At 40.1% G+C, this 16,856-nt stretch carries 21 protein-coding genes; all 21 read left to right on the forward strand.

Annotated features, from left to right (window positions below):
* The first annotated feature begins 64 nt into the window (after window positions 1-64).
* The 21 genes from dnaN to WKT12_RS10980 all read left to right on the forward strand — a co-directional run bounded on the left by dnaN (window position 65) and on the right by WKT12_RS10980 (window position 16,854).
* On the forward strand, window positions 65-1,183 hold the full coding sequence (gene dnaN / locus WKT12_RS10880; protein ID WP_224262920.1) for a DNA polymerase III subunit beta: 1,119 nt from the start codon (window positions 65-67) through the stop codon (window positions 1,181-1,183).
* 4 nt (window positions 1,184-1,187) lie between these two features.
* The gene (locus tag WKT12_RS10885) at window positions 1,188-1,580 is read left to right on the forward strand and encodes a PcfK-like family protein (RefSeq protein WP_224262921.1); all 393 of its coding nucleotides are present in this window, start codon (window positions 1,188-1,190) and stop codon (window positions 1,578-1,580) included.
* Window positions 1,577-2,866 carry a PcfJ domain-containing protein gene (locus tag WKT12_RS10890; RefSeq protein ID WP_309569344.1) on the forward strand — a complete coding sequence of 430 codons (1,290 nt, stop codon included), beginning with the start codon at window positions 1,577-1,579 and terminating at the stop codon, window positions 2,864-2,866. The genes WKT12_RS10885 and WKT12_RS10890 overlap by 4 nt, the downstream gene beginning before the upstream one ends.
* 15 nt (window positions 2,867-2,881) lie before the next feature.
* On the forward strand, window positions 2,882-3,742 hold the full coding sequence (locus tag WKT12_RS10895) for a hypothetical protein (protein ID WP_007558061.1): 861 nt from the start codon (window positions 2,882-2,884) through the stop codon (window positions 3,740-3,742).
* Window positions 3,693-4,202, forward strand: coding sequence for a DUF6633 family protein (locus WKT12_RS10900; protein WP_224262923.1), 510 nt, complete (start codon window positions 3,693-3,695; stop codon window positions 4,200-4,202). The genes WKT12_RS10895 and WKT12_RS10900 overlap by 50 nt, the downstream gene beginning before the upstream one ends.
* 102 nt (window positions 4,203-4,304) lie before the next feature.
* A complete protein-coding gene (locus WKT12_RS10905; protein ID WP_224262924.1) occupies window positions 4,305-4,601 on the forward strand; it encodes a hypothetical protein in 297 nt (98 codons plus the stop codon).
* Window positions 4,602-4,685: 84 nt separating this feature from the next.
* Complete coding sequence (locus WKT12_RS10910) at window positions 4,686-5,249, forward strand: hypothetical protein (protein WP_008781986.1); 564 nt, start codon at window positions 4,686-4,688, stop codon at window positions 5,247-5,249.
* Between the two features lie 18 nt (window positions 5,250-5,267).
* Window positions 5,268-5,756 (forward strand): hypothetical protein, encoded by a 489-nt coding sequence (locus WKT12_RS10915; RefSeq protein WP_122134322.1) that lies wholly within the window; start codon window positions 5,268-5,270, stop codon window positions 5,754-5,756.
* Window positions 5,753-6,496: a hypothetical protein gene (locus tag WKT12_RS10920; protein WP_007558049.1), complete on the forward strand. Its 744-nt coding sequence runs from the start codon at window positions 5,753-5,755 to the stop codon at window positions 6,494-6,496. The genes WKT12_RS10915 and WKT12_RS10920 overlap by 4 nt, the downstream gene beginning before the upstream one ends.
* Window positions 6,477-7,178, forward strand: coding sequence for a 7-cyano-7-deazaguanine synthase (locus tag WKT12_RS10925; RefSeq protein ID WP_122134321.1), 702 nt, complete (start codon window positions 6,477-6,479; stop codon window positions 7,176-7,178). Before WKT12_RS10920 ends, WKT12_RS10925 begins: the two co-directional genes overlap by 20 nt.
* Before the next feature lie 5 nt (window positions 7,179-7,183).
* A complete protein-coding gene (gene queD, locus WKT12_RS10930; RefSeq protein WP_007558046.1) occupies window positions 7,184-7,519 on the forward strand; it encodes a 6-carboxytetrahydropterin synthase QueD in 336 nt (111 codons plus the stop codon).
* A complete protein-coding gene (locus WKT12_RS10935; protein WP_122134320.1) occupies window positions 7,503-8,048 on the forward strand; it encodes a 7-carboxy-7-deazaguanine synthase QueE in 546 nt (181 codons plus the stop codon). The genes queD and WKT12_RS10935 overlap by 17 nt, the downstream gene beginning before the upstream one ends.
* Window positions 8,003-8,596 (forward strand): GTP cyclohydrolase I, encoded by a 594-nt coding sequence (folE, locus tag WKT12_RS10940; protein ID WP_122134319.1) that lies wholly within the window; start codon window positions 8,003-8,005, stop codon window positions 8,594-8,596. Before WKT12_RS10935 ends, folE begins: the two co-directional genes overlap by 46 nt.
* A gap of 9 nt (window positions 8,597-8,605) precedes the next feature.
* On the forward strand, window positions 8,606-9,097 hold the full coding sequence (locus tag WKT12_RS10945) for a helix-turn-helix domain-containing protein (RefSeq protein ID WP_007558041.1): 492 nt from the start codon (window positions 8,606-8,608) through the stop codon (window positions 9,095-9,097).
* Window positions 9,081-10,529: a phage terminase large subunit gene (terL, locus tag WKT12_RS10950; protein ID WP_224262926.1), complete on the forward strand. Its 1,449-nt coding sequence runs from the start codon at window positions 9,081-9,083 to the stop codon at window positions 10,527-10,529. Before WKT12_RS10945 ends, terL begins: the two co-directional genes overlap by 17 nt.
* A gap of 284 nt (window positions 10,530-10,813) precedes the next feature.
* Entirely contained in the window at window positions 10,814-12,331 is a 1,518-nt protein-coding gene (locus tag WKT12_RS10955; protein ID WP_224262927.1) for a phage portal protein, read from the forward strand.
* Window positions 12,328-13,968, forward strand: a complete 1,641-nt coding sequence (locus tag WKT12_RS10960; RefSeq protein WP_340319694.1) for a hypothetical protein — start codon at window positions 12,328-12,330, stop codon at window positions 13,966-13,968. The genes WKT12_RS10955 and WKT12_RS10960 overlap by 4 nt, the downstream gene beginning before the upstream one ends.
* Window positions 13,965-14,222, forward strand: a complete 258-nt coding sequence (locus tag WKT12_RS10965; RefSeq protein ID WP_007558031.1) for a hypothetical protein — start codon at window positions 13,965-13,967, stop codon at window positions 14,220-14,222. Before WKT12_RS10960 ends, WKT12_RS10965 begins: the two co-directional genes overlap by 4 nt.
* Before the next feature lie 95 nt (window positions 14,223-14,317).
* Window positions 14,318-15,031 carry a hypothetical protein gene (locus tag WKT12_RS10970; RefSeq protein ID WP_224262929.1) on the forward strand — a complete coding sequence of 238 codons (714 nt, stop codon included), beginning with the start codon at window positions 14,318-14,320 and terminating at the stop codon, window positions 15,029-15,031.
* Window positions 15,032-15,050: 19 nt separating this feature from the next.
* Window positions 15,051-15,671 (forward strand): hypothetical protein, encoded by a 621-nt coding sequence (locus WKT12_RS10975; protein ID WP_224262930.1) that lies wholly within the window; start codon window positions 15,051-15,053, stop codon window positions 15,669-15,671.
* 7 nt (window positions 15,672-15,678) lie between these two features.
* On the forward strand, window positions 15,679-16,854 hold the full coding sequence (locus tag WKT12_RS10980) for a major capsid protein (RefSeq protein WP_224262931.1): 1,176 nt from the start codon (window positions 15,679-15,681) through the stop codon (window positions 16,852-16,854).
* Window positions 16,855-16,856: the final 2 nt, after the last annotated feature.

Here is a 16,856-nt window from a genome sequence, read left to right on the forward strand (position 1 = left end):
AAAACAGCATTTTTCACTTCTAACACATTCTTCTCTTTGCTATGTGCCATAAAACAAATGACACATGGAAATACTTGTTTCAAAAACAGCATTATTAGACAAACTGAAATCAGTAGGCAGAATCATTCAGCCAAAGAACACATTGCCGGCTTATGACAATTTTTTGTTTGTCATTGACGAATCAGGCTTTATTCAAGTAACGGCCGGTGAGGAAGGTGGCCGCATATCTACCAATGTGGATGGCAAGGCGGATTTCGTAAACCGTTCTTTTCTGGCAAGTGCCAAGACATTATTGGATGGTTTAAAAGAAATGTCCGAACAGCCTTTAACCATTTCTATTTATGAAAAGGAAATGGTAGTCAAGTACGCAAACGGAAAATTCACCATGCCTATTGAGGATGGCAAGCAATATCCGGAAATGAATATTGATGATAGTAGTCATTCGTTTCTGTTATCAGGTAATGATTTGCTGTATGGGGTTCGCCAAGTTCAGTTCTGCAGTGCAAATGACGAACTTCGTCCTACGATGAACGGAGTCTATTTTGACATAGATTTGGAAAAGACTTCTTATGTAGGTACAGATGGCAGTCGGTTGGCAATGGTTGAACTGCCGGCTTCATATACACGTAAGGAACGCGCCGGATTTATTCTTCCGAGCAAGTTTGCAAAATTGCTTTCCAATCTGGTTCCGGAAGATTGCTTGGAATTGGAAGTAAAAGTGAATAGAACTAATGTTCAGTTTGATTTTGACTCTTATCGGCTTGTGTGCCGAATGATAGAAGGACGATATCCCAATTACCGAGCGGTCATTCCTCAAAATCAGTCCAAGAGAGTAGTTCTAAAAAGAAATGACTTATTGGCGGCTTTAAAGCGTGTTTCGGTATTCTGCAATATCTCTTCCTCTTTGGTTGTCCTAAAATTCGATAAGAGCTCTCTGCTTATAACTGCCCATGATTTCGATTTTTCCAAGTCTGCGGAAGAAACTGTGATTTTGCAGGATGGGTGTGAAGCCATTGAGATAGGGTTTAAGAGCGGTTTCTTGATAGAACTTGTGAATAGTATTCCCTCAGAAGACATTTCTATATCCATGACGGACCCGTCAAGAGCGGCTGTTTTATCTCGCTGCGATGAAGAAGAACGCAGCCTTACTTACTTATTAATGCCGATGTCTATAAATAATTAATGCTATGGAAAAAACTAAAACACCCAAACAGATCATCCAATCGTATTTGGAAGAACGGGCGAAGAATGACCCTCTTTTCGCTAGTGTATATGCGAAACCTAATAAGAATATAAACGAATGTCTTGATTATATTCTTAGTGAGGCAAAGAAACGCGGTAATGCCGTATGTATGTCTGACGATGAGGTTTTCGGTCTTGCAGTACATTACTATGATGAAGACGACATTAAAGTTAGTAAGCAGACCAATTACAAAGCAGCCACTTCTCAGGCACCTAAAAGTGATGTGGGTGCTGCACCTCAAAAAGAAACCGGTTGTCCGGAAAAAATGAATAGCAGGCGTAAAGGAAAGAAAAACGAATCATCTTCTTTGCAATTCTCATTATTTGAAGGATTATGAAACCGAGAACGAAATTACAATTTAGGGTAGTTGGTTTGAGTAGCCAGCTACCCGATATAAAAAGTATGATGACTGAGTGGGCTAATAATGATTGTCTGAACCATATAGGATATGCTACCAAGTCCCGTGTCGTATGTATGGAGTGTGGAGAACGTTTTTCTACAGAACTTGTAAATCGCAAGCGTGCCGTTTGTCCTCATTGCGGTGCATCCTTAAAAATAGAATGGTCGAGGAAACGTACTAATCAGCAATTTATAAGTATAGGAAAGGCAGATATATGTGAAGAGTTCCAGGTTATCCGATGCTTTGAACTATATGCTTATTATCGTGAAGGCAGGGAGCCTCATTATTTTATTCGGGAAGTGCTTCAACATTGGATTAAAGACGATGGAAAACGGGAAGTGATGGCTCTTGCAAGAAATACAGGCTGTAGTGGTTGGTGTGGAAATCTTGAAATTCGTAGCAAGACTGTGGGATCGTATTATTATATCGAAGATAATGATGTTTGCTGTGATAAATACCATCCGGATTCTGTATTCAAACCGCAATACACAAGGATGGGAATAGATTACAGACTTCATGGACTGTCATTTCTTGATGCAATTAATGCCATTCCTGTTAATCCTAAACTCGAAACGCTTCTTAAAGCAAAGCGGTATGATTTATTGAGCCATTGGTACAGTCTTAGTTATAAAGTGAGCAGCTATTGGCCTTCTATAAAAATCTGTCTTCGGAACAAGTATAAGATAAAGGATGCTTCGATGTGGTTTGATTATTTGGACTTGCTGACACGTTATCATAAAGACTTGCATAACGCTTACTATGTTTGCCCTACGAATCTGAAAAGAGCCCATGACTTATATGTGGCAAAGAAAAAGCGTGATGATGAAAAGGCACGCAAGGCACGTGATATGCAGCGTTTGCTTAAACTTAAGAAATATGCCGAAGACTACATTAAGGAGAAATCGAAATTCTTTGATTTGAAACTGTCGGATGGTAAGATTGTGGTGATACCGTTGAAAAGCCTTGAGGAATTTAAGAAAGAAGGAGAAATTATGCACCATTGTGTCTTCTCAAATGAATATTTCAAGAAGAAGGATTCTCTTATCCTTTCTGCCCGGATAGGCAAGAAGCATATTGAAACGGTTGAGGTTAATTTAAAGACATTCAGTATCGTCCAATCTCGTGGTGTCTGCAATAAAGACACAGAATACCATGATAGCATAGTAAAGCTGGTGAATAATAATATGAATTTGATACAGAAGTGCCTAAAGAAGGTTGCATAATTAGATAGTGTAATAATGCCAAGAATTAGAACTATAGTTCCGGAATTTTGGGAAGATGAAAGATTTTCGAATGTATCTCTTCCTGCTTGGCTGCTTTATATCGGCATGAAGAACTTTGCTGATGATAGCGGCGTCATTCTTGCGAATGAGGTTATCATTAAGTCGAAAGTTTTTCCTGCCCGCGAAGACATTCGTAAGCAGCAGGTTTCTGGGTGGCTGAAAGAGCTGATTGAGAACTCCGTCCTTGTACCTTTTACATACGAGAACAAAAGCTACTACGTGATGGACTTTTCCAGCGAACGCATCGACAAACCGCAAAAGTCAAAAATTCCGGAAGAAGTTATAGAAAAGGCTCTTCTTTCCGCCCAAACAGGAAATTCGGGAACATTCGAGAATATTCCCGAAGAATCGGGAACGGTAGAGAATATTCCTGCTGGAAAGGATAGGAAAGGAAAGGAGAGTAAAGGAGAGGATGGGAGTATTACGCGCACGCGCGAGGAGCCCCCACCCCCCGAGAGTGAGAATTTTAAAAAGTTCAAGGCTTGGATTGATGCAAACGCTCCTAATGTGGGTAAATTGAAGGAGCCGTTTACAGAAGCCCAGTTTGAACGGATAAAACAAGATTTCCCCATTGAGGTAATCGAGAATACTTTGCGCTCCATGCACAATTACCGTGAGCTGTTGAAGAAATACGTCAGCGCAAATTTGACATTCCGAAAATGGGCAAAAAAGGATATGGAAGATGGAAAATACAGAAAGACAAATGGTGGTGGTACGGCAGCCGGGGGAAACTCGAATGTTAGCGACGATTACAAAAGAAACATTCTTGAGAGAATTCTCGGTTCCGGCGGTACAGGTGGCATGCAGGGCGGTTAATTCTTACCCGGCTGTATTTAGTGCCAATACACCTGCGTTGATTGAGATAGAGCAAGCATACGGTTATGATTGCCTTCAAGCATACTTGGAGGGATGGCTTGTTAATCTGCGTGAGTTTGTGAATGTAGGCAAGAAGATGACGGATGCCCAAACTTTTGAAACTGCCATGATAATCTTACAGGATTATAAGTTTCTGACTATAGCAGATATAAATTTGCTCTTTAAGCGCGCCAAAAGCGGCTATTACGGCAATTTATATGACCGATTGGACGGGCAGATAATACTTGGGTGGTTTCGCAGGTATTTTTCCGAACGCTGTGGTGCAGCCGAGGAAGAATCTATAAATGAAGCTTCCAGATATAAATCAGACCCTTATGATAGGACCTGTGAACGGTTATCGGAACGTGAGCATGAATTTAAGAAATGGAGAATGAAACACTTTACAGATGGAAGAAGATAAAAGATACAGGCTGTTAGCATTTTGGATTATGGCTACTGTGATTGTTTGTACGGTGTTTTACTTTGGATTGTATTGGTATTTAAATTATCTAATAGCAAAATTATGAAAGCGATATTAAAAGCGACCGGAGAAACAGTGGAGGTTAATTCTTCAGGTACGATGAGTATTTCATGTGGAGCATACTGTACGAATGACGGTCGGACGCTACCGGCTACAGCACTCGAATTTGAAAAGGTTATAGACTGGGAACAACGCAGGTATGAACTCATAAAGGAGCTGTTCCTGAAATGGACGGGTATTGATGACATTAAGAGGGAAGTTATCATAAAAGAACATATCAGGATATGCGTACAAACAGCGGACGCTTTTCTTGCGGAATTGAAGAAAGATAAGGCATAAAAAAAGCGGCCGATACACCACTACCGACCGCCAGTAAGCTATAAAGCTTTCTTAGAACACACAAAGATAACAACTTTATAGCTTATGGCAAGTGCATTAGTAGAAAAATATATAGGACGGAGATATGAACGCTGGTTGGACTATGCGGTCTATCATTGTGGCTTGGCCGGTATTCCGGATGAGGCTAACGATGTGTTGAATGAGGTGCTTTGTTCTTTGCTGCAAAAGGATGATGCTAAACTGCAGCAACTTCTTTCCGCAAAGAAAAACGGCTGTACGGAATTGGATTTCTTTGTGTTGAAGATGATAAAACTGAATGTAACTTCAGACACTTCACCTTATCGGAGCAAATATCGTCCAATGCCGGTGGATCAGAACGTGGACTATTCGCGGTTGGAAATTGAGGATGTGAAAGAAGAATCAGTCGATAAGAACGAACTTCTTCTTAGTCGTTTCCATCAGGTACGCGATGTATTGCAGGATTTGGACTTGAGTCCTTTGGCGCGAAGGGTCTTTGAATATCGTTTTTTTGAAGATGCAAATTTTTCGGACTGGCCGGGAAAGGAATCTTTAAAGCAGCTTTATGAAATCTATAACAAAGTACAGGAACTGATTCGAAAGAAAATTGCAGGGGAGTCTATATTTTAATCGAAAAACGAAATTGCTATGTCTAAAGTAAGTGAGATTAAGTTAGACCCCCGCAATTATCGTATTCATGGAGAAGAAAACAAACGTCTTATTCGTAAGAGCCTTACAGAGTGTGGGGCCGGACGTTCTATTCTTGTGGATAAAAACGATATTGTCATTGCCGGAAATGGTGTCTATGAACAAGCCCAGGAACTTGGGTTAAAAGTGCGTGTTATCGAGTCTGACGGTACGGAATTAATCGCTATTAAGAGAACCGACCTATCAACAAAAGATGAAAAGAGGAAGCTGTTGGCATTGGCTGACAATCGTGCTTCCGATTCCTCCCAATTCAATTTTGCCGCTATTGTAGAAGATTTCTGCTTGGAAGAACTCAATGATTGGAATATGGACTTACCATTTGATGAAATTCCTACCGATATTGAGGGCTTCTTTGAAGGTGCTGATAAGGTAGAGCATAAAAAGAAAGTATTGGTTTGTCCATATTGTAACAAAGAGATAGAGGTATGATTCTTTATCTTGCTGGGTATAAGCCATGTGCCAGAAGATGGTGCATGGATACATCGGATATATATCTTCTTAGTTCCTTTTGGGAACACAAATCCGGCAGATATGGCAGCTATGTGCTCCAAGAAAAGCATATTCTTGATAGTGGCGCTTTTTCTGCCTTTTCTGGAAAGAATAATGGATTTGACTGGGATAGTTATGTAAGGAAGTATGCTGATTTTATTCTCAAAAATAATATCCAAAAGTTTTTTGAGCTTGATATTGATGTTGTTGTCGGGTTGCGTAAGGTTGAATATTACCGTCGTTACTTGGAAGACAAGACAGGGCGGAAACCTATTCCCGTGTGGCATGCTTCAAGAAAAAGGGATTATTTTCTACGTATGTGTGAAGAATATCCTTATGTGGCTATCGGTACGACTTCCGCAATGGAAGAAGGTAGAAGAATCAGACAGAATCCTATGATTCTGAAATGGTTTATAGACCAGGCTCATAGTGCCGGTATCCGTATTCATGGGCTTGGCTTTACAAGTTCCAAGTATCTTCCATACCTTAAGTTTGATAGTGTTGATAGTACGACATGGCTATCCGGTGCCCGATATGGACAGATATATAAGTTTGATAACGGTCAGATGCAATGCTACGATCCGCCAAAAGGGATGAGAGCCAGGCATCATGATTTGGTGAATAGACATAATTTTAATGAATGGATAAAATTTCAAAAGTATGCAGAAGAGTTCTTATGAAAAGAAAGTCCTCCTATATTCAGGGGGCATGGATAGCTGGCTTATAGACAAGATTTGGAAGCCTGATGTGAAATTATACGTGGATATGGGCACAAAGTATTCACAAGAGGAAATAAAGCGCCTTCCTGCTGATGTTGTAGTGGAGAAACTAGACCTTTCCAAGTGGGAACGGGAAGATAAGATAATTCCGTTGCGGAATATGTACCTTATCGGGATTGCCACTAATTATGGGAATGAAATTTGTTTAGGTGCTACGGCCGGGGACCGGGTGCTTGACAAATCTCCGGTATTTGCTGATATCTATGAGCAGTTATTGAACTATCTTTATCAGAAACAGCATTGGACGGAAGAAAGGAAAATCAAAATAAATCTGGATTTCAAGCGATACACAAAGGCTGAACTCGTTAGGGCTTTTATTGCGCAAGGTGGCGATATGGATGAGGCCTTTTCTTCATCGTTCAGTTGTTATACTCCGGAGCATGGGAAAGAATGTTGGAGTTGTAAACCGTGTTTCCGCAAGTTTATAGCCTTTGCCCTGAATGGCTATCCTTTTACTGAAGATATTATAGATAGGAATGTATCTTACATCAGAAAAGAAATTCTTCCTTTGATAGCATCCGGAACTTATGGTCGGAAACAAGAAGAAGATGAAATAATGCAGGTATTGTCATTTTATAAATAGTTATTATGTACACAGTTAGAAAACGTATTGAAATATCAGCTTCACATAGTTTGAAGTTGTCTTATGAGAGCAAATGTGAGAATTTACATGGACATAATTGGATAATCGTGGTTTGGTGTCGGGCTAAACAGTTGAATGATGATGGTATGGTTGTAGATTTTACTCACATAAAACAAAAGATTCAGGAGCAGTTGGACCACCGTAACTTAAATGAAGTGCTTTCATTTAATACGACAGCGGAGAATATGGCAAGATGGATTTGTGAACAAGTTCCGGCTTGTTTTAAAGTAATGGTGCAGGAATCGGAAAACAATATAGCATGGTATGAAAAAGGTAAATGAAATATTCTACAGCATACAGGGGGAAGGTTATCATACCGGAACCCCGGCTGTTTTTGTCCGTTTCTCCGGATGTAATTTGAAATGTCCTTTCTGTGATACGCAGCATGAAGACGGTATTTTGATGTCCGATGAGGAAATCTTGTCGGAAGTAGGGAAATATCCGGCAGTGATGGTCATACTGACGGGCGGAGAACCTTCGCTTTGGATTGATAGGGAGTTTGTAGACTGTCTACATCGGATAGGTAAATATGTCTGTATAGAAACTAACGGGACGCGCTCCTTACCGAATAATATAGATTGGGTAACTTGCTCACCGAAAGAAGGAAGTAATGCTATTGTTGTTAATCCTCATGAAATAAAAGTAGTCTATACTGGGCAGGATTTATCAACCTATGAAGAAATGACAGCAGCCGTGTATTATTTACAGCCATGCTCTTGTCAAAATACAGAAGAAGTTATTGATTATATTAAAAAGCATCCCAAATGGAAACTAAGCTTGCAGACCCAAAAGATATTGAATGTGCGATAAGAAATATCCTTTCGTACATTGGTGAGAATCCTAATCGAGAAGGACTTGTTGGCACTCCAGATCGTATTTTAAGGATGTGGCAAGAGATATTTCGCGGATATGACCCTGAACAAAAGCCAAAGATTACTGTATTCCCGAATGGCAAGGATGGTTTATCTTGTGGTAGTGTTGTGTCTGATTCCGGTACATATTATTCTATGTGCGAGCATCACATGATGCCTTTCTTTGGTAAGTATTGGTTTGCATATATCCCTAATCCTAAAGGAAAGATTCTTGGCATTTCCAAAGTGGGCCGTGTGGTAGATTACTGCGCTGCCCGCTTACAGATACAAGAAAGATTGGCGCAAGATATTGTTGATATGATAAGGAATGCACTTGGTGATGAATATCCACCTTTAGCTATAGGTGTAGTATTGGAGGGAGAACACTTGTGTAAAACCATGCGTGGGGTAAAAAAACAGGGAAAAATGCGTTCTTCTTTCTATTTTGATAATGGAGGCTTACCCGAATTAAAGGATGAGTTGTCTCAATTTGTCAGTTTTGGTTAGTTATTGGTTATGACAGAAAAGAAGAATTCAGCAGAAAAAAAGAAAAGAGGACGTAAATCGGATTACAAAGAAGAGTATTCCGACCAAGTTCTTAAACTCTGTCTGCTTGGTGCGACAGATAAAGAAATTGCTGAATTCTTCTCGGTTTCAGAACAGACAATCAATAGTTGGAAAAAGAAATACCCTGAATTTCTTGAGTCCTTAAAAAAAGGAAAGAATTTGGCTGATGCCAATGTAGCTTCTCGCTTGTATAATCGTGCTATTGGTTACTCATGCAAAGCAACTAAATTCGCTACATCTGATGGGCGTATAACTGACCAAAAGGAGTATATAGAACATTATCCACCGGACACAACGGCTGCAATATTTTGGTTGAAGAACCGACAGCCGGAAAAATGGCGCGACCGTAAAGAAGTTGATACCAATGTGAATTTAGGTGATGAACTTGAAAGTATGACCGATGAACAGTTAATAGCTATAATACGTGGCGAACAAGAGTAAAAGCAACCGGGAAATTCTTATAAAGCGTGCGAAGGCAGTAACAATTCTTCGCAAGCGGGAAGCTCAGAAAGATTTCTGGGCTTTCTGTTTATACTATGACCCGAAGTTTTTTGCAAAGCGTTTATTCCTGAAGAAAGTTGCAGAAGCTTTTATGCGTGTATATGAGTCATACTCTGCCGGCATAATCTATCGTCTTGCAGTAAGTATGCCGCCACGTGCAGGAAAGTCTTATATTTCATCTTTGTTTATCGCATGGATGCTCGGGCATTTTCCGGAAGAATCAGTTATGCGTAATTGCTGTTCTGATACATTGTACAATAAACTTTCCTATGATGCCCGTGATATTGTGAAGTCCAAACGTTTTCATGAGATATTTCCGGATATTTATCTTAAAGGTGATAAACAGAATGTGAAGAGCTGGAATGTTGAGGGAGCCCGTCAGGTTTCTTATTTTGGCGGTGGTGTTGGTGGAACTGTTATCGGTTTCGGTGCATCCATGCTCGCCATGACGGACGACTTGTACAAGAGCTTGGAAGATGCCTTATCCGATAATAATAATGAAAAAGTATGGTCATGGAAACAAGGTACGCATGATTCTCGTATAGAGGGTAACTGTTGTCTTATTGACATTGGTACACGCTGGTCTGCCAATGATGTACTTGGGCGTTTGGAAGAAGCAGGGAAATATAATGAAATCATCCGTATTGCTGCTCTTGATGAAAACGAACGGTCCTTCTGTGAAGATGTACACACGACCGAATATTACCTTGAATTGCGCTCGGAGACAGACGAAAGTATTTGGATGGCCGAGTATATGCAGGAGCCATTCGAAGCAAAAGGTTTACTATTTCCGAAGTCTTCCCTTATGCGCTTTAAACTCGCCGATATTGCAGGTAAAAGACCTGATGGCACTATTGGCGCTTGTGATACTGCGGATAAAGGTGATGATGATTTCTGTGCACCATTCGCAAAGGTATTCGGACCGAAATACTTTATCACAGATGTATTATTTACCAAAGACCCGGTTGAGGTTACGGAGCCACGCTTGGCACAAATGGTAATAGATACCGAATGCGACCAGTTACGTATCGAGTCAAACAATGGTGGGCGTATATTCGCTATCAATGTGCGTAAACTTGTTACCACTAAAAGAAAGTCCTGTCTTATCCAAGCGCGTCCTACTACTCAGCATAAAGAAACTCGTATTCTGATGAAAGCCGGCTGGATAAAAAAGCATTGCGCATTTCTTGATGAAACAGAATACACTAAAGGCTCTGACTACGGACGCTTTATGAAAGCTCTTACAAACTATAAGCGTGAGGGGGATAATGCCCATGATGATGCACCGGATGGATGTACCATTCTTGCAGAGTTTGCCGAGTCAATCGGGTTGAATTTCAAAAAATCATCTCGTAAGGTGGGGCGTGGATAATTTTTTATAATTTTGCAATGCTGAGACATGATCTCACAAGAGATAACACCATTATAAGATTCGGATTTGTCACGAACTACCGTGTCACGTCAAACAAAGACTAAAAAATAATGATGATGGAGGTTCTTTATATTCTTTCCAGCATCTGTACAGTTATTCAATTCGTGCACTGGCTGTATGGGCAACTAAAGAGATCTAAGTAAATAAGTAGATTTTTCAGCGGGGATCATGTCCCCGCTTTTTTCGTAAAATAAAGCTAATGCTATATTTTAAGAGAAAAGTATATGCCAGGAATATTCGAAATATTGAGTAATGATGACTTTTCTCGAATAGTCAGTGATTTATGTGTAGATACCATAGAAGATAGAGACCCAAAAGAATATTTGGAGGAATATAACGGAGAACGCCGCCGTCGTAAAACTTCAGTAGGTTTCCGTGAACCTAAAAAAGTGGCTGTATATTCAGATACAGAGTTTGAAACAGACCCAAATACTGGCGAAGAAAAACCAAAACGTTTGGAAGATAAGACTGTGCCGGTTGCTAAGATTGTAACTAATATCCCAAAGAAGATAGTACGTACAGCAGCAGCTTTTTTGTTCGGTGGGGATATGATTGTATCGGCAGATAATATGGATGATGATAGCTTGCAAGACTTCAAGCAGGTATTTGTCCGTAAGCTTAAGATGAAATCAGTCTTTATGAGATTTGCTCGTATTGTACTATCTGAAACCAAAGGGGCGATTGTCTTTTATCCTGTAACGAAAAGCAATATTAAGGGAACGGATAAGGATGGAAATCCTATCTTAAAAAAAGAAGTCGTATTAAAAGCCAAAATATTATCAACACCAAAGGATGATAATGTAACCAATGAATTTTACCCGCATTTTGACGATGATGATGATATGGATGGCTTCATTCATAAATACACAGCTATGGTTAATGGCAGAAGTTGTGAATGCGTGAAGATTTATACCGCTAATGAGATTATAACCGGAATCAATGATGGGCAGTGGGTTATAACAAAGGATAAGAATCTATTCGGGAAAATTCCAGTTGTCTATGCAGAGGTAGACCAACCGGACTGGGAAGATATAGCAGTTCTTATGGATGCGTATGAAATGCGCCTTTCTCGAATGTCAGATACTAATGACTATTTTGGAGACCCTATGCTAAAGACTTACGGCCAGACCAATTTACCTTCAAAAGAAACGGTGGGAAAGGAATTGAATTTCTCCATGGAAGTGGACCCGGATACCGGAACTGCTTATCATGGTGATGCAGAATATTTATCTTGGCAGCAGTCTATTGATTCTCAGAAAGAGGAAATCGCAAACGAAAGGCATGAGATATTTTCCGGTGCTTCTTGCCCTGACCTCTCCTTTGATAACCTTATCGGTATAGGTGATTTATCCGGAGTGGCTCGTGAGTTTATGACTATTGACGCAAAGATAAAAGCTACGGAACAGATGGAAATATTCGGTCCGGTGGTACAGCGTTGTGTGGCAATCGTGCAGGCTGGTATGGCCCGTATTTCCCATATCAAAAACGCTGGCGCAATAGAGGGAAATTATTTCGAGGTGAAGTTTGGTTCAATCTTGCCCAAGAACCTTACGGAAATTTTGCAGAACTTGGCTATTGCAAACGGTAATAAGCCTATCAATTCGCAAGAGACCATTACTGCAGAATCTCCTTATACAAAGAATGCCAAACAAGAGATTGCAACCATGAAGAAAGAAGAAAAAGAAATGGCACAAAACAGCAATCCTTTTGGTGCTACATTTCCTGCTAATCCAGATGAATGATGAAACGTAAAGGGCTTTCCTTTTATGATAGTCAGCATTTGCAAAAAATGTTGGTGCAGCAAAATGATATAACAGCTATCTTTAATCGTTTTATTGCTGCTATTTCCCCTTATCTTCAACAATGGGCAGATAAGGGGAAAGATAGTGTATGGGTAAGAAACCAGTCAATAGAAAAACGTATTGATAGGGAGTTGGTAAAGTTACAATCTGACCTACTTGCCAATATTACTCAATTCCAAATGGACGCATGGAAACGTTCTGAACTAAAGAATGATGATTTTATTTTAAGGTATATTGAGGGATTGGCTATCAGTACAGCTATAAAAGAAGGGGTGTTTGCTCATAATGCCAAAGCTATGTTGCAGCTAAAAAAAGGTATGGATATTAGGGGAAATGCCTTATCTGATCGTGTGTGGAATATTGCGGAGCTGGCAAAAGAGCAACTGGAGTATTATCTTGCATCCGGAGTATCGGTAGGCCGTAATGCCGGGCAGATAGGCCGGGATGTGCGCCAACTTCTTAAAGAGCCGGACAAGCGTTTTAGGCGTGTGCGTGATGCAAATGGGAAACTGATTTTATCTCAGCCTATGAAAAATTATCATCCTGGCCAAGGTGTGTACCGTAGTGCAAGTATGAACGCATTGCGATTATCCTCTACGACAACCAATATGGCTTATCGTGCAGCAGATTATGAACGATGGAATGGTCAGGACTTTGTTTTGGGCATAGAGATAAGACGGTCTGATAGTAATCGAGGACCATGTGCACTTTGTGATTCGATGGTTGGCAAATATCCGAAAACATTTAAATTTACAGGGTTTCATCCATTTTGCATTTGTTATGCGATTCCAATAGTTATGGAACCGGAAGATTTGGCCGAGTATTTGGTAAATGATACGATACCGGAAGAACTTGTTGTGAAAGATATACCTCAATCGGCTAAAGTTTGGGTAAGCAAGAACCTTGAAAGGGCTAAAGGATGGAGCAATGAACCCTATTTTATTCGTGATAACCGGCAGTTCTTTGGAGAGTTGAAAACCAATATTTATACATTGGAAGAAAAGAAGTTTACCCGCACAAGAAGCACATCTGTATCGATGCAGCGTGCTATTGATTTTCTTTCAAAGGAATATCCGAATATTTCTAATACAAGGTTGGCCGCTATACATCATTATACTAAAGCCGGAGGCAACTATCGACAGTTAAATAAGCAGTTGTATAATGACAATCTTAGCGAGTTTAATAAAGCTGCCGCAATACTAATTCGTGAAGGGTTGAATTTGTTGCCAGCATTTAAAGGCATTATGTATCGTGGTACTATAATAAAGCGAAAGGAATACGAAGCTTTGTATAAGGATAAAAAAGAGGTTGCTCACAAGATATTTACATCATGTAGCAAATCTCCGGAAATAGCTGATATGTTTGCAAGTTATCGCCCTTTGAAAAGAAATGAAGTGAGCATAGTTTTTACGATTCAGGGTAAAAATGGAAAGGATATATCGAAAATCTCGGAATTTAACGGTAAATTTGTAGGGATGAACCAATACGAGGTTCTCTTTACTACTGATACAAGATTTGAGGTTGTCTCAATATTGGAGTTGGAAGATGAGATTAATATTGAATTGAAAGAATTATGACAGATAAAGTTAAAGTACCGGAAGTTACAGATGAGCTTCGCCAGTATTGGAAAGAAAGATCGGAAAGAATTCTCAGAAATTACGAAGCAGGAAAGTATGATGAGAATAACAAAGCAATGATGGCTTCCGTAAGTTGGGCAAGGTTAAGCATGGAGGAAAAGGAAGAGGGATATAAAAAGTATTACTTTATGTTTGACCGCTGGCAGGCGGAAGCTGATGCCATGTGTGGATATGATGAAGACGATAAAGATTAGTATTTAAAGTTTATTTGAATATAGGCTATCCGGGTGCGGGTAGCCTTTTTTTATGGTAAAAATCCTGCTCCAATATATTTTAAAGCAAAAAGACTATGGAAATTTTAGTTGCAATTAAAAAAGCTTTAAAGAAAGCAGGTATTCCAGAGAAATATGCTGCAAAGGTAAAAGCCTTGTTTAATATTGAGAGCGAGGAAAATCTGGAAAACTATGTCTCTCTTTTTAAGGATAACATTCTTCCGGATTTGGAAGCAAGCGAGCAGAACAATCAGAATGTTATCAATAATGCTATTGCTGAATATGAAAAGAAGCATGGTCTGAAAGATGGCAAGCCTATAGAGGGAAAGGGCAAAAAAGGGAAGAAAAACAAAACGGTCGTTGATGACGATGATGATGATGTAGATGATGATTTGGATGATCTTCCGCCTGCTTTCAAAAAGATGCTTCAAGCCCAGCAAAAGCAAATCCAGACCTTAACGGATAATATTTCCACCTTAACAAAAACCGTTTCCGATTCCGGCAAAAACGCGTCTGCTAAGGCATTGTTTGATACAGCCAATTTGCCGGAAAAATGGTTTAAGCGTATTGATGTAAATTCCGAAACATCTGTAGAAGACCAAATTAAGGAGCTTCAAGAAGAATATAAGGAAATTCGCCAAAGCGCAATATCCGATGAAGTGGATGCAGGCAATTATCGCCCGTATGTAGCACAGCCCAAAGACCGGACAGAAAAGGAATGGTTGGAAATCATGAATAAAGATGAGGGTACTGGGGATTCCAACGGGGTTGCCAGTCTCGGTATTGATTAATAATTAATCCATTGTAGCTATGTTTTTTAAGAAAGAAAAAGAATTTCAGTACCATCCTGCGGTCATAAAAATGCTCGAGGATGTTGTCGGTGGCGGTACCATTGTTCGCGCTGATTTAAGAACTGCGATTTTTGACGGTATGCCATTGGACGAATTGCCGCCATATTGTGTTGTCGGCAAAGATGAAAATGGAGGGTATCATGTAATCAAGACTGCTTTGGTTACAGAAGCCTTGGAAGCAGAGGGAACGACTGTAAAAGTCAATAAAAGCCATCTGTTTGCTGTTGGGGATTTTGTTACCGTTGGAGGGGGCTTAAAAGGTGCATCCGATAAGATTACAGCCATAGACAAGAGTAATGCCGGATATGATGTTATTACTCTTGAAGCCACGATTGGCGCAGCAAAGGTAGGTCAAGTATTAGTCGGGGTAAAAGAGAAGACTACGGCAGGAAAGGCAACCCTTGTTACAAGTTCATCTGAGTTGGTGATAACCTTGTCAAAAGTAGATTTGACTGTTGCTAACCAATCATGCGGCTTAATGGTGCGTGGAACCATTAGTGAAGGTAATATGCCCTTCCCTATTGATGCAGGCTTGAAGGCTTTGATGCCGTTAATCAGATTCGTAAACAAGAAATCATAATTGATTTATGGAAAGAAGTTTAATTAGACAAGTAAACAAGAAAAACATGAGCGCCCGTTTAAACTCGCGCCATGTAAAACCAATGTATTACCCTAATTTCTTTACTCCCAAAAGAGTTACAAGCTTGAAATGGGAAACATTGGTTGGAGAGAAAGGTGCTCCGGTAATTGCCGATGTCGTTTCTTTTGATTCTTCCGCTCCAGAGAAGACGCGGGAAGTAATCAGCAAAATGTCCGGTGATATTCCAAAAACAGCCGTAAAGCGTGGCATGAACGAAAGCGACTATCAGGAATATAAGAATCTGGAACGTGATGCGCAAGGAGATGCAGAGCAAATGGAGTTGCTGAATCTTGCTTTTAAAGACCAGGATTTTGTGTATAATGCAGTGCGTGGCCGTATGGAATGGTGGGCTATGCAGTATATGAGCCGTGCAGGTTTCAACTTGTCAGCAAAGAATAATAATGGCATTGTAACCACTGAATTTGTAGGTTGTGGTATGCCGGCAGATAACAGAAAGAAATCTTCTGCAGACTGGGCTGATGCTGCAAAAGCTGACGGTTTGCAAGATATTGAAGATGTACTTTCTGCAGCAAGTGCCAAGGGGGTAAGTCTGCGATACATCATTATGCTGACATCTGATTTCACTTTATTGAAGAAGCAGAAATCAACTTTGGATAAGATTAAGGGCTGGATTAACCAGACATCGAAACTCGTTATCACCAAGAAGGTTATTAACGAGTATTTGGCTGAACAAGAATATCCGGCACAGATTATCACTATCAATCCGGCTGTGCGTATTGAAGATGCAAACCACAAACGTACTACTGTTTGCCCATGGAAGAAGCATCGTATTTGCTTCCTTGAGGATTTGAATGTTGGTAATATCCAGCACGGTCCTATTATGGCTGAAAATTCGGAGTCTTTGAAGAAGAAAGCAATCATGGTAAAGAAAGACTTTATCTTGGTTACAAAATTCTCTACTGAAGAGCCGTTCAAGGAGTGGACCAAGGCTGAAGCTAATGCAATTCCTGTAGTCAATGATCCGGAAGCTATGTATATCTTGCAGGCTGACGGTAAGGAATGGCCTTCTGACGAAGCAACAGAAGGTACGGATAATATTCCTGCTAAGTTCTTGGGTCAGGAAGTGGATGATGAAAACTTAGAACCGGGTGACGAAGAATAATA

Origin of the sequence: Phocaeicola sp. HCN-6420 (genome assembly GCF_037890145.1) — a bacterium.
In the GTDB taxonomy this organism is placed as follows: Bacteria; Bacteroidota; Bacteroidia; order Bacteroidales; family Bacteroidaceae; genus Phocaeicola.

What these genes read in the sequence shown, in the direction of transcription:
- WKT12_RS10895 (WP_007558061.1), top strand. Translation starts at nt 2,882, where the DNA reads ATGCCAAGAATTAGAACTATAGTTCCGGAATTTTGGGAAGATGAAAGA.
- WKT12_RS10960 (WP_340319694.1), top strand. Translation starts at nt 12,328, where the DNA reads ATGATGAAACGTAAAGGGCTTTCCTTTTATGATAGTCAGCATTTGCAA.
- folE (WP_122134319.1), top strand. Translation starts at nt 8,003, where the DNA reads ATGGAAACTAAGCTTGCAGACCCAAAAGATATTGAATGTGCGATAAGA.
- WKT12_RS10965 (WP_007558031.1), top strand. Translation starts at nt 13,965, where the DNA reads ATGACAGATAAAGTTAAAGTACCGGAAGTTACAGATGAGCTTCGCCAG.
- WKT12_RS10905 (WP_224262924.1), top strand. Translation starts at nt 4,305, where the DNA reads ATGAAAGCGATATTAAAAGCGACCGGAGAAACAGTGGAGGTTAATTCT.
- WKT12_RS10945 (WP_007558041.1), top strand. Translation starts at nt 8,606, where the DNA reads ATGACAGAAAAGAAGAATTCAGCAGAAAAAAAGAAAAGAGGACGTAAA.
- WKT12_RS10980 (WP_224262931.1), top strand. Translation starts at nt 15,679, where the DNA reads ATGGAAAGAAGTTTAATTAGACAAGTAAACAAGAAAAACATGAGCGCC.
- WKT12_RS10885 (WP_224262921.1), top strand. Translation starts at nt 1,188, where the DNA reads ATGGAAAAAACTAAAACACCCAAACAGATCATCCAATCGTATTTGGAA.
- WKT12_RS10910 (WP_008781986.1), top strand. Translation starts at nt 4,686, where the DNA reads ATGGCAAGTGCATTAGTAGAAAAATATATAGGACGGAGATATGAACGC.
- WKT12_RS10925 (WP_122134321.1), top strand. Translation starts at nt 6,477, where the DNA reads ATGCAGAAGAGTTCTTATGAAAAGAAAGTCCTCCTATATTCAGGGGGC.
- queD (WP_007558046.1), top strand. Translation starts at nt 7,184, where the DNA reads ATGTACACAGTTAGAAAACGTATTGAAATATCAGCTTCACATAGTTTG.
- WKT12_RS10890 (WP_309569344.1), top strand. Translation starts at nt 1,577, where the DNA reads ATGAAACCGAGAACGAAATTACAATTTAGGGTAGTTGGTTTGAGTAGC.
- WKT12_RS10915 (WP_122134322.1), top strand. Translation starts at nt 5,268, where the DNA reads ATGTCTAAAGTAAGTGAGATTAAGTTAGACCCCCGCAATTATCGTATT.
- WKT12_RS10970 (WP_224262929.1), top strand. Translation starts at nt 14,318, where the DNA reads ATGGAAATTTTAGTTGCAATTAAAAAAGCTTTAAAGAAAGCAGGTATT.
- WKT12_RS10975 (WP_224262930.1), top strand. Translation starts at nt 15,051, where the DNA reads ATGTTTTTTAAGAAAGAAAAAGAATTTCAGTACCATCCTGCGGTCATA.
- WKT12_RS10955 (WP_224262927.1), top strand. Translation starts at nt 10,814, where the DNA reads ATGCCAGGAATATTCGAAATATTGAGTAATGATGACTTTTCTCGAATA.
- WKT12_RS10920 (WP_007558049.1), top strand. Translation starts at nt 5,753, where the DNA reads ATGATTCTTTATCTTGCTGGGTATAAGCCATGTGCCAGAAGATGGTGC.
- dnaN (WP_224262920.1), top strand. Translation starts at nt 65, where the DNA reads ATGGAAATACTTGTTTCAAAAACAGCATTATTAGACAAACTGAAATCA.
- WKT12_RS10935 (WP_122134320.1), top strand. Translation starts at nt 7,503, where the DNA reads ATGAAAAAGGTAAATGAAATATTCTACAGCATACAGGGGGAAGGTTAT.